Source organism: Providencia sp. 21OH12SH02B-Prov (assembly GCF_027362595.1).
GTDB lineage: Bacteria > Pseudomonadota > Gammaproteobacteria > Enterobacterales > Enterobacteriaceae > Providencia > Providencia zhejiangensis.
The window spans coordinates 100,940-115,525 of sequence record NZ_CP114796.1 but is presented as its reverse complement, the minus strand read 5'-3'; the positions used below and the strand labels follow the sequence as shown (position 1 = coordinate 115,525).

The 14,586-nt window shown below is 39.8% G+C and carries 13 protein-coding genes; 5 read left to right on the top strand and 8 right to left on the bottom strand.

Going from position 1 to position 14,586, the window contains the following annotated elements:
* Positions 1-360: 360 nt before the first annotated feature.
* The 3 genes from O7C57_RS00470 to O7C57_RS00460 all read left to right on the top strand — a co-directional run bounded on the left by O7C57_RS00470 (position 361) and on the right by O7C57_RS00460 (position 3,382).
* Entirely contained in the window at positions 361-1,131 is a 771-nt protein-coding gene (locus O7C57_RS00470; RefSeq protein WP_154635713.1) for a glycosyltransferase family 25 protein, read from the top strand.
* 12 nt (positions 1,132-1,143) lie between these two features.
* Complete coding sequence (locus tag O7C57_RS00465) at positions 1,144-1,935, top strand: glycosyltransferase family 32 protein (protein WP_244316456.1); 792 nt, start codon at positions 1,144-1,146, stop codon at positions 1,933-1,935.
* Positions 1,936-2,251: 316 nt separating this feature from the next.
* Positions 2,252-3,382 carry an ABC transporter substrate-binding protein gene (locus tag O7C57_RS00460; protein WP_163863416.1) on the top strand — a complete coding sequence of 377 codons (1,131 nt, stop codon included), beginning with the start codon at positions 2,252-2,254 and terminating at the stop codon, positions 3,380-3,382.
* A gap of 230 nt (positions 3,383-3,612) precedes the next feature.
* On the opposite strand, the gene O7C57_RS00455 is transcribed toward O7C57_RS00460, so the two are convergent.
* The 3 genes from O7C57_RS00455 to O7C57_RS00445 form a co-directional block, all read right to left on the bottom strand.
* Positions 3,613-4,860, bottom strand: coding sequence for a nucleoside permease (locus O7C57_RS00455; protein WP_154625022.1), 1,248 nt, complete (start codon positions 4,858-4,860; stop codon positions 3,613-3,615).
* A gap of 113 nt (positions 4,861-4,973) precedes the next feature.
* Complete coding sequence (locus O7C57_RS00450; RefSeq protein WP_154625023.1) at positions 4,974-5,876, bottom strand: DMT family transporter; 903 nt, start codon at positions 5,874-5,876, stop codon at positions 4,974-4,976.
* 54 nt (positions 5,877-5,930) lie between these two features.
* A complete protein-coding gene (locus O7C57_RS00445) occupies positions 5,931-6,749 on the bottom strand; it encodes a purine-nucleoside phosphorylase (protein ID WP_269723492.1) in 819 nt (272 codons plus the stop codon).
* 188 nt (positions 6,750-6,937) lie between these two features.
* On the opposite strand from O7C57_RS00445, the gene O7C57_RS00440 reads away from it, so the two are divergent.
* Both O7C57_RS00440 and thiM read left to right on the top strand, forming a co-directional pair.
* Positions 6,938-8,140 carry an ROK family protein gene (locus tag O7C57_RS00440; RefSeq protein ID WP_154625025.1) on the top strand — a complete coding sequence of 401 codons (1,203 nt, stop codon included), beginning with the start codon at positions 6,938-6,940 and terminating at the stop codon, positions 8,138-8,140.
* A gap of 42 nt (positions 8,141-8,182) precedes the next feature.
* The gene (gene thiM, locus O7C57_RS00435; RefSeq protein ID WP_163863419.1) at positions 8,183-8,950 is read left to right on the top strand and encodes a hydroxyethylthiazole kinase; all 768 of its coding nucleotides are present in this window, start codon (positions 8,183-8,185) and stop codon (positions 8,948-8,950) included.
* Between the two features lie 40 nt (positions 8,951-8,990).
* Here the strand turns inward: thiM and O7C57_RS00430 are convergent, their stop codons facing one another.
* From O7C57_RS00430 to O7C57_RS00410, 5 genes are all read right to left on the bottom strand, one after another.
* Complete coding sequence (locus O7C57_RS00430; protein WP_154625027.1) at positions 8,991-9,695, bottom strand: lipopolysaccharide core heptose(II) kinase RfaY; 705 nt, start codon at positions 9,693-9,695, stop codon at positions 8,991-8,993.
* A gap of 189 nt (positions 9,696-9,884) precedes the next feature.
* Complete coding sequence (locus tag O7C57_RS00425) at positions 9,885-11,051, bottom strand: nucleotide sugar dehydrogenase (protein ID WP_163863421.1); 1,167 nt, start codon at positions 11,049-11,051, stop codon at positions 9,885-9,887.
* A 59-nt stretch (positions 11,052-11,110) separates the two neighbouring features.
* The gene (locus O7C57_RS00420; protein ID WP_154624760.1) at positions 11,111-12,112 is read right to left on the bottom strand and encodes an NAD-dependent epimerase; all 1,002 of its coding nucleotides are present in this window, start codon (positions 12,110-12,112) and stop codon (positions 11,111-11,113) included.
* A 132-nt stretch (positions 12,113-12,244) separates the two neighbouring features.
* A complete protein-coding gene (locus O7C57_RS00415) occupies positions 12,245-13,177 on the bottom strand; it encodes a PfkB family carbohydrate kinase (protein ID WP_154624759.1) in 933 nt (310 codons plus the stop codon).
* A complete protein-coding gene (locus tag O7C57_RS00410) occupies positions 13,177-14,586 on the bottom strand; it encodes a purine-cytosine permease family protein (RefSeq protein ID WP_154624758.1) in 1,410 nt (469 codons plus the stop codon). The genes O7C57_RS00415 and O7C57_RS00410 overlap by 1 nt, the downstream gene beginning before the upstream one ends.

Genomic DNA, 14,586 nt, shown 5'->3' with positions numbered 1-14,586 from the left:
TTATCTGTCTTTCTATTAAGAATTTTAATACAGGGACAGCAAAAATAAAAATCATTAGAAAGCATACCGACGTATAACCTTATATTACTTTAATTCATTAATAACTAAAAAATATTTTAAGTGTGCTTTATTTTAAATATAGCTATTTTAATAATGGTCGCATTGCATTTTCCAGCTAAACGAGCAAAACACCCCATGCATTCACCATAAGAAAAAACCAATATAATCAATGCATTGATAGGGTTTCAATAATAGTCTAGGAGCATTATTTTTAACAATAATGGAATAATATCTGAAGACTAATTATCATTTTTTATTTATAATACAAAAAGGTTGCATAACGATACAGGATCCGCTGTTATGGAAAGTAACATCCCTATTTTCATAGTTTCATTAAAAAAAGATATTGAACGTCGAAAAAAAATTACTGATTCGCTATCAGCACAAAAGTTGTCTTGGGTAATGATCGATGCTGTCGAAGGCAAAGATTTGCCATCTGACTACCTTAACTCACTAAACTTTCAATATAATAAGCCCTCATGTGCTAATGAAGTTGCATGTAGTCTCAGCCACCAATTAATATATAAAAAAATTGTTAACAGCAATTATGAGTGGGCAATTATTCTAGAAGATGATGCTATTATTAGCGATAAATTATCAGATCTCGTTAAACAGTTAAATAATGAAAAAACATCCTTACTCAAAAAGAATAATATTTACTTACTAGGTGGTCAAGAAGGCTTAAATTCAAGAAAACGCCTTTCTCTCAGTTTTTTTAATAAAATTAAAATCGGTAATGTTGTTTTTAGAAAAGTCACTTACAAACCAAGTAAGTTATTTAGAACATGTTGTTACTTAATTCATAGAGATGAGTGTGAAAAATTAATTACTCTATTTGACAAAGCTTATTATGTTGCTGATTCATGGAATTTATTTTATAAGCTCAAAATTGTAGATGGTTACTTTTTGACTGAAATAATTGAGCATCCAATACTAACACTTGAAAATAGTAATATTGAGAAATATAGGATTACAGAAAAAAAAACCAGACGACAAAAAGGTTTCATTGAAAGTAAAATATCTTTATTTTTCTTGCAAATAAGAAAATTTTTCCGTTCACTAAAATACTAATAGGAATTCATTTTGATACCTAAAATAATACACTATGTTTGGGTTGGTAATAACCCTAAACCTCAATTTGTGTTAGATTGTATTGATACTTGGAAAAAACACCTTCCTGATTATGAGATTATGGAATGGGGAAATGACTGCCTAGACGAAATAAATAACACCTATGTTACCGAAGCAATAAAAAATAAAAAATGGGCCTTTGCTTCTGACTATATAAGGCTTTATGCTCTCTATAATTACGGAGGGATCTATCTTGATAGTGATGTAGAAGTAACACAAAGTTTTGACCGTTTTTTGAACCTTAGTTTTTTTAGCGGGTATGAACAATATGATGGTAAGTATCTACCTATTACAGCTGCTATGGGTTCTGTAAAAGGCTCATCAGTCATAAAAGGGCTACTTTCTGATTATGACAATCTGAATTTTGAAGTCAATGGAGAACTTGTTTTAGAACCCAATACATTCAAAATTAGCCGCTATTTCTCTAATGAATTTGGCCTTAATCCCCCCTACGATGGAAGCCAAGAATCCCATCTAGCAGAAGGGGTAGTCATTTATCCATCTTATTATTTTTGCAGTCCTGAATATAATAAGATTAACTATTCTATTCACCACTTCAGCGGCTCTTGGCTACCGTCACATAAAAGAAAAGATAAATTAAAAATTCTTAATAAATTTATTATTAGTCGATTTAAAAAGTCTAGAGATCAAGGTGATTATCCATTAAGCGATAGTGAAAAAATCTTATTAAAAATTAACTTTTCAAAAATTGTCTCTTATGTTTTGATCTCAAGAAATAAGTAAACACGCGATTACTACTTGATACACTTAGTTTTTTCGAGTGTATCAAGATTAAACATGATTTCTTTCCCTACTTAACCTAAGTTTTGTCTCTCTCCATTTTAGCCCTTCTAACCGTCACTATATTCGCAGATTAAATACCCTCTTTTCTTTTTCTGTAGGATTTACTCAAATGATTAAACGTGTAATGCATTGAATTTATTGTTAAAGACAGCAACTCACCGATAGGTAAATAAAAACTATCAGCGATTGGCTTAGAATACTTAAAATTGATAATGATAATTGTTATTATCAAGGCTCAATCAAAAAGGGTCTAAATATGAAGATAATTAATCACCTGCTATCAATAACATTCGTAACCTTATGCTCATCCTCGGCCTTAGCAACGACCTATCCCGTTACAGTGACCGATACCGATGGCCAAAAAATTACGTTACAACAAGAACCGAAACGAGTTGTATTGCAAGATGGTCGAGATATTTTAACGCTGGCTTTGCTTGATAGAGAGAATCCGTTTAATCGCCTCGTCGCATGGAATAATAATCTGCAAAAAACGGACCCTCAGACGGTAGAATTACTGGCAAAAAAATGGCAATCCGATCTACAGAAAATTCCCGATATGGGATTCAATGACAAAGGTGAAGTTAACACTGAAGTGGTAATTGCTCAAAAACCCGACCTCCTGATTGCGCAGTTACGTGCAAAACCTGCATTAGAAGGCTCTGGTGTTGTTAGCCGTTTAAAAGATGCTAATATTCCTATTCTATATATCGATACTTTTTTGCACCCAATCGAAAATACAACCACGAGCATCGACATGCTTGGATTGGTGTTAAATAAAGAAAAAGAAGCCAAAGAATATACTGACTTTTATCAAGCTCGCTTATCAGACATCCAACAAGCAACGGCAAAAATCCAGAATAAGCCGCGTGTTTTTATTGAAGCCAAGGCAGGAGCAAATGGTAGCGATAGCTGCTGTTTTACCCATAATAACGCCGGTTGGGGTGGTTTAGTGCAAGCAATTGGCGCCGATAATATTGGCAGTCAATTTTTACCGGGTGCTTCTGGCACTGTCTCTTTAGAACAAGTCATTACAACAACGCCTGACGTTTATATCGTCACCGGCTCTCGTTGGGTTAATAAAAACAATATTGCTGCTCCCTTTGGTTATGGCGTGACAAAAGAAGAAAACCAACGTGGTTTTGAACGACTAAAAAATAGAACGGGTTTTAGCCAAATTAGTGCCGTTAAAAATAATCGGTTATATGGCGTCTACCATAACTTCTATAACCATCCTTATAATATTGTCGGTATGGAATATCTTGCAAAATTTATCTATCCCGAACAATTTACATCACTTAAGCCTGAAGAAACGTATAATCAAATTATTAAAACATATACAACAATCCCTATTGCTGATGCACTTTGGGGGTCTCAAGCCGCACAATAATAAATTAATAGCCCTCAGAGTATGAGGGCTATCATGATGACTTTAATCGATTGAAATCGCATCTACACCTTAAGCCTTCCCCACTTAAGCTGATACCCATTCAAAACCAATTCAATACGAGGAGTATAATTACAGCTCAAACAATTGTTAGCTAATAATGAGTATGTTAATAGATAATTTGTCAAAAAATCTGGTGATACTCACATCACCAGATCCCATGAAATTTAATCTCAATCAGCTTTGACTTCACCTTCCCTCACATGATGATAGTGAAAAGTGAAATAGAAAATAATAGCAAGCACAACGGTATACGATGAAAAAACAAGCCAAATCGTCTGCCAATCTTTAACGCCATCCACACTAAAGTAATCAACCACGAGTCCACTTAATATCGCACCAAAATAAGCGCCAACGCCATTCACCATGGTCATAAATAATCCCTGAGCGCTTGCTCTCATTCGATGATCAACTTCTTTTTCAATGAAAATGGAGCCAGAAATATTAAAGAAATCAAAAGCACATCCATATACGATCATGGATAAAATCAGGAACATTAAACCAATTGCGGATGGATCGCCAAAAGCAAAAAAACCAAATCTTAATGTCCAAGCTAACATGCTCAATAGCATGACTGTTTTGATGCCATAGCGTTTTAAAAAGAATGGAATGGCTAAAATAAACACAACTTCTGCCATTTGTGAAACGGATAATAAGATAGCAGGATACTGAACGATTAAACTATCTTGGTACAATGGGTCACGAGCAAAGTCGTGTAAGAATGGGCTACCAAATGTATTAGTGATTTGTAAAACAGCCCCCAGTAGCATTGCGAATAAAAAGAAAACCGCCATTATCGGTTTTTTGAATAACACTAATGCATCAAGACCTAACTTACTAACCCAACTAGTAGAAATAGCTTTTTTGTTAACGGCAATATGCGGCAAAGTCAAAGAATATAGCGCCAACAACAATGAACAGCTACCCGCAATATAGAGTTGCATGCTACTTAATTCAAATTTTAATAGACTAATACTCCACATAGCGATAATAAAACCTACCGTGCCAAATACTCGAATAGGCGGAAAATTTGTCACTGAATCTAGATGAAATTGGCTTAATGAGGAGTAACTAATTGAGTTGGATAATGCAATCGTTGGCATAAATGCCATCGCATTAATCAGCATTACCCAGAACATCAATGTAGAGTCTGTTACGCTGGCGGCGTAGAATAACGAACCAGCACAGATAATATGACAAATCATATATAACCGATTAGCAGGGATATATTTATCTGCAATAATTCCGATAATACCCGGCATTAAAATAGCAGCAATCCCTTTCGAACTATAAACCATTCCAACTTCAGCGCCAGAGAAATTCAGTGTTTTCATCATGTAGGCACCTAGCGTGACTAACCAACTTCCCCAGACAAAATATTGTAGGAATAACATGGTTTTTAGACGGGTTTTAATATTCATATCAATCTCCGTTTGGAGTTATATTCGTCAATACTTCAAGTGATAGCATAGTTATTTCACTCATTTACGCTCATCACAGCGCAATTATCGACTCAGCTGTAACCCCGAATTGTTTAACGTGTTTGTTTATTTGTTTTTATTTTCACTTCAGCAATTGCGACACCAAATAAGATAATGGCGACACCGACAAACTGAATGAATTCAAGAGGTAAATGTAATACAGTTACGGACAATATGATGGTTACAGGCAATTGCATTGAACTGACTATTGTCGCTAAGCTCGTTCCAATCAATGGAGTACCTTTAGCAAACATCCACATCCCAAAGAAAGAACCAAAAAAGGCCAATGGTAATCCGTAAGAGAAAAACAAGGAGTTAAATGTGGTGAAGTCTAATAAAAAGGTTGGAGGCACAACAATCGAGGTCAAAATAGCCCCTCCTGTTACCATAATGGCTGAACGCATCATTGGTTCAGTTTTTACAGCAAGCGCGCCACTGACATAAACACGTACTGCATTTGATAGCGCTGCACATAAGCCAAATACAATACCTAACCAGTGGAATTGCACACTCGAACTGTTCAGTAGCCCTGTCGCTAGTAAGGTTCCAACTAAGATAAAGAGTACTGATAAGATCGTCATGACGGTAGGCATTCGGCGAGTCACAATAGAATTAATCGCGACTCCCATCCAAGTGAACTGCAAAAATAGCACAACCCCCAATGCCGGTGATAAATACTGTAATGAGGCGTAATAGAGTAGTCCCGTTAACCCAGTAGTGGTTCCCGTCAATAACATTAATGTTGATTGCTTTCCTGTTGGCCAGTTTAGCGTTTTTTTTCTCATCGCTGATCCAGCTAACACAAACACCCAAAGTAATGCCGCACCTAAAACAGTTTGACTACCAATCACATCATTTAAAGAGAATCCAGCCTGATAAGCCAATACAACCAATGTTGATAAAATGCCATAGCTACAAGCGCCAAGCGAAACTAAAACTAGCCCCTTTAATTTCATTGAATACCTACCTACTTGTTTCTATGACATTCTTTATATTATTTTGAGAATAAGTTAGAAGCGAGCAATCACGCCAGTGACTAATTGCAAGAAGGTGGCTTTCACTTTTTCAGCCGTTTCGATCACTTCATCATGGCTCAGAGGCTGTTCCAAAATACCGCAAGCCATATTCGTTAAGCAGGAAATACCAACCGTTTTAATTTGTGAATGATGGGCCACCAGTGCTTCAGGTACCGTTGACATACCAACAGCATCAGCGCCTAATGTTCTAATCATGCGGATTTCAGCAGGTGTTTCATACGTTGGGCCAGTCCACCACGCGTAAACGCCTTGACGCACGGAAACCCCTTGTTCTTTAGCAACATCCAAAATTATTTGACGTAGTTCTTTGTTATAAACTTCACTGACATCCAAGAAACGGACACCTAATTCAGAGTTATTTGGCCCAATCAATGGGTTATTTGCAGTGAGGTTAATATGGTCAGTAATCACCATCAGGTCGCCAGGGTTAAAGTCGGTATTCACTGCACCACATGCGTTAGTAATGATCAGTTTTTCTACCCCGAGTGCTTTCATCAATCGCACAGGAAAGGTCACTTGGTCGAGAGAAAAACCTTCGTAATAGTGGAAACGGCCTTTCATCGCGACCACATTTTTACCCGCGATAGTTCCGATCACCAATTCATTCGCGTGGCCAACAGCCTCAGATTTTGCAAAATGGGGGATTTCGCTATAAGGAATATGAACCGCGTTTTCTAATGTATCTGCGAATGGACCTAGACCTGACCCTAAAATGATACCAACGGTTGGTTTAATGTCGGTGTGAGTCTCAATGAAGCGTAAGCTTTCTAAAATATCATTGGTGTTATGCATGGAAATCTCCGAAATAGTACCAAAAGGATGAATAAGAGGGATGATAAAGCAATTTAAAAACTGTACAGCGATCTTAATCTCATTTTAAGAAAAAGATTCTCGCTATGATATCGACCAAAGAGCAGTACTTTCTGAGCAAATCTGCTAATCTTTGACGCGGTATCTCTTGATAAGAAAAGGGTGATGACTTGTTACTGACATTATTGAATGAATTTCGCACCTCTAAGAATTCCAAAACTCGTAAGCTGAAAATGCTTTATCGATTAATTTTGAATCATGGGCCGATTAGAGCGGAAGAGTTATCATCACTGGCGAGTATGAAACCTGCAACTTGTGCAAGACTGCTTGATGAGTTGAGTAAAAGCCAATTGATTTCTACGTCAGAGCTTGGCGAGTCAACGGGTGGACGTAAGCCAATACTGTACAGCATTAACTCTGATGATGGCTATGTTGTCGGTATTGAGATGAGTGATCTCTATTCAACGATTCTATTACTCAACTTAAAATTAGATATTTTAGGCATGCTCAAAATAAAAAATGAGCAATTAGAAACAGCGGAAAAGATGCTGGATAACCTATTAATAAAAGTTGAACAGTTATTATCTGAGCATCAACTCACCACAGAAAAAATATTGGGTATCGGCATTGCCATTGACCATATATTAGAACGCGATAAGGTCGAATTTAGTCAGTATGATGCAAGAATTACTGACTTATTCAGTTATATTAATGACAGAGTTCCCTGCTTTGTCACGCTAGGCAGCGGCATTACTTTCGCTGCACTTGCCGAATATCGGTTACGCTATCATTCAAAAAGCCAACGCTTTTTATTTACAACCTGTGATACAGATATACGAAGTTGTACCGTCATTAATAATACATTTGCGCCTGCATCAATTAGCACCGCTCAAGCTTTCGGTCATATCACCATTGATATTCGGGGCCAGCGATGTGAATGTGGCTCATATGGTTGTTTGAAACAATACAGCTCATTATCAGCGATAAAAACACGCATTATTCAGCAAATTCGCTTAGGAAAATCTTCAGTAATAAATAAACTGGTTAGTACTGAAGCAGAAATTAATTACCATACTATTTTTCAAGCTCTCGCCATGGATGATCAGTTGTGTTTGGATGTGTTAGAAGAAGCTGCCTATTATTACGGCCTAGCGCTAGCAAATGCTATTTTGACATTACAGCCTGATGTTGTAGTGTGTGGTGGAACACTGACACCCAAAAATCATTTTTTTGCGATGACAAAGAAATCGATAGAAGAAAAAATGTCCGCATTCCCACATATTAAAACACGTATTTTTCCAGCAAATGACTCATATGAGGTGGTAGCACAAGGGGCTGGAGGGATGGTGTTGGAAAATTATTTATCTGACTAAATCATAGCCGTTAGTTTATGTAGACGAGGAGAGGAGAAAAAAATGCAATTTGAAACTGTTTCAGAAACTCAAATTTCAAAGACTAAACAGTTATTTACTGTGCACTCTCCATTGATCCATTGTATGACTAATGATGTTGTGCAAACCTTTACCGCCAATATTTTATTAGCGATAGGGTGTTCACCGGCCATGGTTATTGAGCCTGAAGAAGCAGAACAATTTGCGGCGATTGCTGATGGTGTGTTGATTAACGTGGGAACCTTAACTTCTGATCGCCAGTCTGCAATGCGTTTAGCCGTTTATAGCGCTCGACACGCCCAGAAACCATGGGTTTTAGATCCTGTTGCGGTGGGCGCTCTTCAGTTTCGAACACAGTTTTGTCGAGAACTGTTGAAGCTAACCCCCACAGCCATTCGCGGTAATGCTTCCGAAATCATGGCATTGGCGGGGTCGAGTCAAGGTGGGCGCGGGGTCGATTCATTAAATACCCCCAATGATGCCTTACCCGCAGCTCAAGCTCTTGCTCGTGAAGTCAACACCATGATTGTGATAAGTGGCGAGGTTGACTATGTCACTGATGGTCACAGAACGATTGCGATAACAGGCGGACACCCCATAATGACCCGTGTGGTTGGCACGGGTTGCGGGCTATCGGCCGCTGTTACCGCAGCTTGTGCCCTACCTGGTGACCGATTACTTAATATTGCAAATACCTGCGCCATCATGAAACAAGCTGGTGAAATTGCGAAGAGAAATTGCCGAGGAACGGGCAGCTTTATTCCTGAGTTTCTTGATGCCTTATCACAGTAGAATAACTAGCCATCATTAATAATTTTGTGATGGCTTTCCTTTATAAACGTGTTTTCTTACCGCGAATTTTACGTGACCAATGGCGAATATTATTTCGCAACATAATGAATCGGTACATAAAACTCTTTTTATCTGGTTCGATACCATAAAACCGTTTTAATGCGATTAAATCATTCGCTTTGCAAATCGCGAGGTTACCAAAATCTGATAAGTCAATAATTTTCAGACCATGCTCAGTCAGTACCAAATTACCGGCATGAATATCATTTGATGATAAATTATAGGCGTGCAGTTGGCTAATTAATGCTGCTATTTCAGAATAATAAGGGGTGATATCGTTAATTTCAGAGAGTACCGTTCCCTCAACATATTCGGCAATAATCCAAGTTTCAATCGATTCTCGGCATCGCATTTTCTCTGCCACAAAATAAATATCATTGGTGATGGTACAACCTTGGTTTTGTGCTTGAACTAAACGAACAAGTAAGCGAGAAAAATAAGGGCCGTACATCATACGCATAATACGTTTTTCTAAACGACTATCACGCTCTTTTTCGCATTTAATAATGTAGTTTTTTCCATCAATATTAATACGAGCGACGCTACGCTCCATATTTCCACTATTGAGATTTTTACCGATAATTTTTCCTTGAATATAATCATCAATAACTTGCCAATAATCAATCTCACTTTCTTTTTGGTATACTTGATATCCATTTTTTTGTGTCTTTATTATTTTATTCATCGCCCGCCACTCAGCCCTACCCGCTATTAAAAGCTGATGCTAACAATTAGTGATATTTATTTCTTAGCGATTATTGCAGATTACTCGAGTGATTCAATTAAACTAGGCAGTAAAATGACAAAAAATAGTCAACTAGCCAGCGTGATAACTGGCTAGTGATAGAAGCAATATATTGGAAGGGATCTTAGTTTAATCGTTACCAAAAAGATCACGGGTATACACTTTATCCGCCACATCTTCGATTTCAGGCACCATCCGGTTAGCCAAAATGATGTCGCTGTCCGCTTTAAAGGCCTCAAGGTCACGGTAGACTTTTGAACGGAAGAATTCATCTTCTTTCAGCACCGGTTCATACACAATCACTTCGATACCTTTAGCTTTGATACGCTTCATGACGCCTTGTACCGCAGACGCACGGAAGTTATCTGACCCCGCTTTCATCACCAAACGATAGACACCAACTTTACGTGGTGCTTTAGCAATAATTGCATCGGAAATAAAATCTTTGCGAGTACGGTTTGATTCCACAATGGCGTTAATCAAGTTATTCGGTACATCATCATAGTTGGCTAATAGCTGTTTGGTATCTTTTGGCAAGCAATAACCGCCGTAACCGAAAGACGGGTTGTTATAATGGCTGCCGATACGCGGGTCTAATGATACCCCTTCAATGATTTGTCGTGCGTTCAAACCACGGCTTTCTGCATAGGTATCTAATTCATTGAAATAAGCGACGCGCATCGCCAAATAGGTGTTTGCAAACAGTTTAATCGCTTCGGCTTCCGTGCCATCGGTAAACAGCACAGGAACGTCTTTTTTGATGGCACCTTCGAGCAATAAGTTCGCAAAAGTTTCCGCACGCTCAGAGCGCTCGCCCACCACAATACGAGAAGGGTGCAGGTTATCCCAAAGTGCGCGACCTTCGCGTAAAAACTCAGGCGAGAAAATGACATTGGTGTAGCCGAACTCTTCACGTAAACGCTCGGTGAAACCGACAGGAATAGTGGATTTGACGATAATCGTGGCATCGGGGTTAATTTTCTGCACGTCATGAATGACCGACTCAACCGATTTAGTATTAAAGTAGTTGGTTTTTGGGTCATAATCTGTCGGTGTTGCCACAATCACGTACTGGGCGCCAGTATAGGCTTCAACGATATCTTGCGTGGCACGGAAATTGAGTGTTTTTTCCCGTAGAAACTGCTCGATTTCAGCATCAATAATTGGTGACTGTTTGTTATTCAGCATCGCCACTTTTTCGGCAATGATATCGACTGCCACCACTTCATGGTGTTGTGACAGTAACATGGCATTAGACAGACCCACATAGCCTGTACCCGCAATTGCTATTTTCAAAACTGACCTCTCAAATCCATCTTAGTAGATTACAGGGTATCCTTCATCAATATCATAAGTTACAGGCGATAGTATGACTGATACCAATCAACAAACGCTTGTACACCCTGTTCAATAGAAACTTGTGGACGATATCCCGTCACCTTAAATAAGTCTTCGGTATCCGCCCAAGTGGTATACACATCCCCAGCCTGCATAGGTAAAAAGTTTTTGATCGCTTTTTTGCCTAAGGATTTTTCCAGTGCGGCAATAAAATCCGTTAACTGAACCGGTTGCCCATTACCAATATTGTATAACCGGTATGGGGCGCGACTCTGTGCAGGAGAAAGAGAACCATTTTCTGGGTCTGCTTGTGGGATTATATCGGAAATACGGATAACCCCTTCCACGATATCATCAATAAAAGTGAAATCACGACTGAGATTGCCGTTATTATAAACATCAATGGGTTCACCAGCTAAAATGGCTTTAGTAAATTTAAATAACGCCATGTCTGGACGACCCCATGGGCCATACACCGTGAAAAAACGTAAACCGGTCGTTGGCAACTGGTAAAGATGAGAGTAGGAGTGAGCCATTAACTCATTGGCTTTCTTCGTTGCTGCATACAGGGAAACCGGATGGTCGGTCGGCATATCAGTACTGAATGGTGTTTGATTGCTTATGCCATACACGGAGCTAGACGAGGCATACACTAGGTGTTTGACGTTTGCCTGTCGGCATCCTTCAAGGATCGCCAAATGGCCATTGAGATTACTGTCTGCATACGCAAAGGGATTTTGCAGTGAATAACGAACGCCAGCTTGAGCGGCAAGGTGGATCACACGGTCAAAATCTTCTTGCGTACAAAGTACAACCACTTTTTCTCGATCGGTAATATCAAGTGGGATAAAACGAAAATGAGGATAGTGTTCAAGAATATGTAGACGGGATTGTTTCAGCCCCTGATCGTAATAAGCGTTCATGTTGTCGATACCGACAACTTCATGCCCACTATCTAATAAACGCTGACATAGTCTAAAGCCAATAAAACCTGCACTGCCAGTAACTAAGTATTTCATATTAATGTTCTTCTAGCGTTAAGCCGTACTCAATAGTTCGAGACGAACCATTCAATGGTAATTTAGAGTATAAGACCTATAAATGTAGCAATGGTTTTATTTGCCAGTAAATAAAAATGCGCTGAAGAACAATTAAGACGTTTCAGGTATGACTTTTTTCAGATTGGATTGCTGTATTTCCGTTATTGTTGGAGCGCCAGCTGGGCCTTGCTGACTCACCACAATCGCGGCAACATGGTTCCCAAGGTCAACACACTCTTTCAATGACAACCCGTGAGATAATCCAGCTAATACTCCAGCGGTATGTGCATCGCCAGCGCCTATCGTATCAACAACAGAAACTTGATACGCGGGTACAAACTGGGGTTGTTTATGTGGCTGACACAACCATGCCCCTTGACTATCTAAACGAACAATTAACGTGATGCCGTTATGGTTGGCATACTCCACCGCAAGTTGTATTAAGTCACCGTCTCCGCAAAGAAAACGGGCCTCATCGCGATTGACTGTCAAAATAGTTCTATTGGCAGGTAATTGGGCGATAAAATCACGGGGGAGAGCCGCAAGCCGTGGCCCTAAGTCCAAAACAATCGTTTGTGTGGGGCAATCATGGAGCAGCCATTCCTGCAACGCTTCGCCTTGTTGGCAACCTAATTCATAACCGCTAGCATAGATGATACCCTCTGTAGGTAGTGGAAGAGCCTGTAGTTCAGCTCTATTCCACTCTTCTTCACAGCCAGGAATTGAAATAAATGTCCTTTCGCCATCAGGTTCAGTGAGGGCGAAACACCAGCCATTATCTTGCGTATCACTCGTCAAAATAGGCTTTACACCCAGTTCCGATAATACGTGGCGAACACGCTCTCCCCATTGCCCCTTGCCTACTCGGATACCATTCACCAAGGGGATTTGTAGACGGCTTAAAGCACGCAGGACATTAAAGGCACACCCACCAATCTGCCATCCATGGTCGCGAGCGGCAATGTCTTCACCGCGACGGGGCATTCTCGCGATACTCAATACACAATCACCCGCTGCTGCACCAATCACAATAACAGTGCGCATTAAACCTTCTCCGCTGAACGACTAAACAGTAGATATAAGCCGTAAAGTACAAAGCTTAATACGAATGAAAGAAGGATAGATAAGCTAGAACCCTCGAAAATACCGGTCGCCCATGGCCCTTTAATAAACTCATTATCACTGACTAATAGGCCCGCCAGTGCACCGAGTAACCAACATAACAGCGGGATCCAACGGATTCCAGCGTTAGATTGTCCAAACAGTTGCTCGAACGCATAGCCTTTTCGGCTCCGTAGTACGGCATAATCCAGCATAAATACCGCTTCCCATGAGGCTAAAAACACCCCGCAAAACAAAAGGAAAGCAATAAATGAGTTAATAAACTCTCCTGAAATAAATAGGATATAAATTGCCACTCCCATGACTAAAATAGCATCTAATGCAACGGCATAAACTTGGCGAATTTTGACACCGATAGTTAATAAATTCAGGCTTGCAGAGTAGAGGCTGAGTACGGCAATAGTGATAATCCCAGCTGTCGCCGTTAATAAGTAAGGGATCGACATCCAACTCGGTAATTCAGAACCTATCAATGCAATTGGGTTTTCCGCTGAGGCTAATTCAGGCAAACGAGCAGAAAGCAAAATACCCGTAAATAATAAAATAAATAGCGGTAATGTGGCCCCAAAGGTCACCGCATTGAAAATAGAGGATTTTGATGACCGTTCACTTTGGTAGCGGCTATAATCTGCTCCCGCTATCCCCCAGCCAATGCCTGTTCCAGCGGCAATAATGGATACCGCGGGTAAAAAACCCGTCAACCAACTACCAGAAGGCATTGATAAAACAGCATTCCAGTCTGTTTGCCAAATAATATACAGCGCAGCGATTAAGGTCATAGTACCAAAAATACGCGTGATCCAACTTTGCATCACAACGACGGTCGCTTGGCCGAGTAAGCTAATCGTAATTGCCAATCCACCAAATAACACCATGCAAACTACGGTTAATGCGACGGAGTCACTGAATCCAACTACTTGAAATAGGGCTTTTAGTGTCAACGTACCCGTGATCATATTGATGGATTCCCAACCCATCAGTGTTATCCAGCTAAAAAATGTGGGAGCGATGTTACCTGTTTTACCAAAAATCGTGCGCGACAGCGTCAACGTAGAGGTGCGGCCTTTCTGCCCTGATAAACTGATATAGCCCACCAGCGCGAAACTGGCTATACCAATAATGGTGGCGAGTAGAGATTGAAAGAAGGAGAGTCGGAAGGAAACAATAATCGCGCCATAAACGATACCGAGTATACCGATATTCGCGGCGGACCAAATCCAGAAGAGTTCCAGAGGGGTAGCTGTTCGCTCATGTTCGGGAACGATATCAATACCCGTGTTTTCAATTTTCCAAGCTTCATTTTTTTGCGGAGTGTCAGGTAATGCACTCAT

Bases quoted from the DNA above. Each gene is read 5' to 3' on its own strand.
- O7C57_RS00470 (WP_154635713.1), top strand. From the start codon at position 361: ATGGAAAGTAACATCCCTATTTTCATAGTTTCATTAAAAAAAGATATT.
- O7C57_RS00460 (WP_163863416.1), top strand. From the start codon at position 2,252: ATGAAGATAATTAATCACCTGCTATCAATAACATTCGTAACCTTATGC.
- O7C57_RS00455 (WP_154625022.1), bottom strand. From the start codon at position 4,860: ATGAATATTAAAACCCGTCTAAAAACCATGTTATTCCTACAATATTTT.
- O7C57_RS00450 (WP_154625023.1), bottom strand. From the start codon at position 5,876: ATGAAATTAAAGGGGCTAGTTTTAGTTTCGCTTGGCGCTTGTAGCTAT.
- O7C57_RS00445 (WP_269723492.1), bottom strand. From the start codon at position 6,749: ATGCATAACACCAATGATATTTTAGAAAGCTTACGCTTCATTGAGACT.
- thiM (WP_163863419.1), top strand. From the start codon at position 8,183: ATGCAATTTGAAACTGTTTCAGAAACTCAAATTTCAAAGACTAAACAG.
- O7C57_RS00430 (WP_154625027.1), bottom strand. From the start codon at position 9,695: ATGAATAAAATAATAAAGACACAAAAAAATGGATATCAAGTATACCAA.
- O7C57_RS00420 (WP_154624760.1), bottom strand. From the start codon at position 12,112: ATGAAATACTTAGTTACTGGCAGTGCAGGTTTTATTGGCTTTAGACTA.
- O7C57_RS00415 (WP_154624759.1), bottom strand. From the start codon at position 13,177: ATGCGCACTGTTATTGTGATTGGTGCAGCAGCGGGTGATTGTGTATTG.
- O7C57_RS00410 (WP_154624758.1), bottom strand. From the start codon at position 14,586: ATGAGTGCATTACCTGACACTCCGCAAAAAAATGAAGCTTGGAAAATT.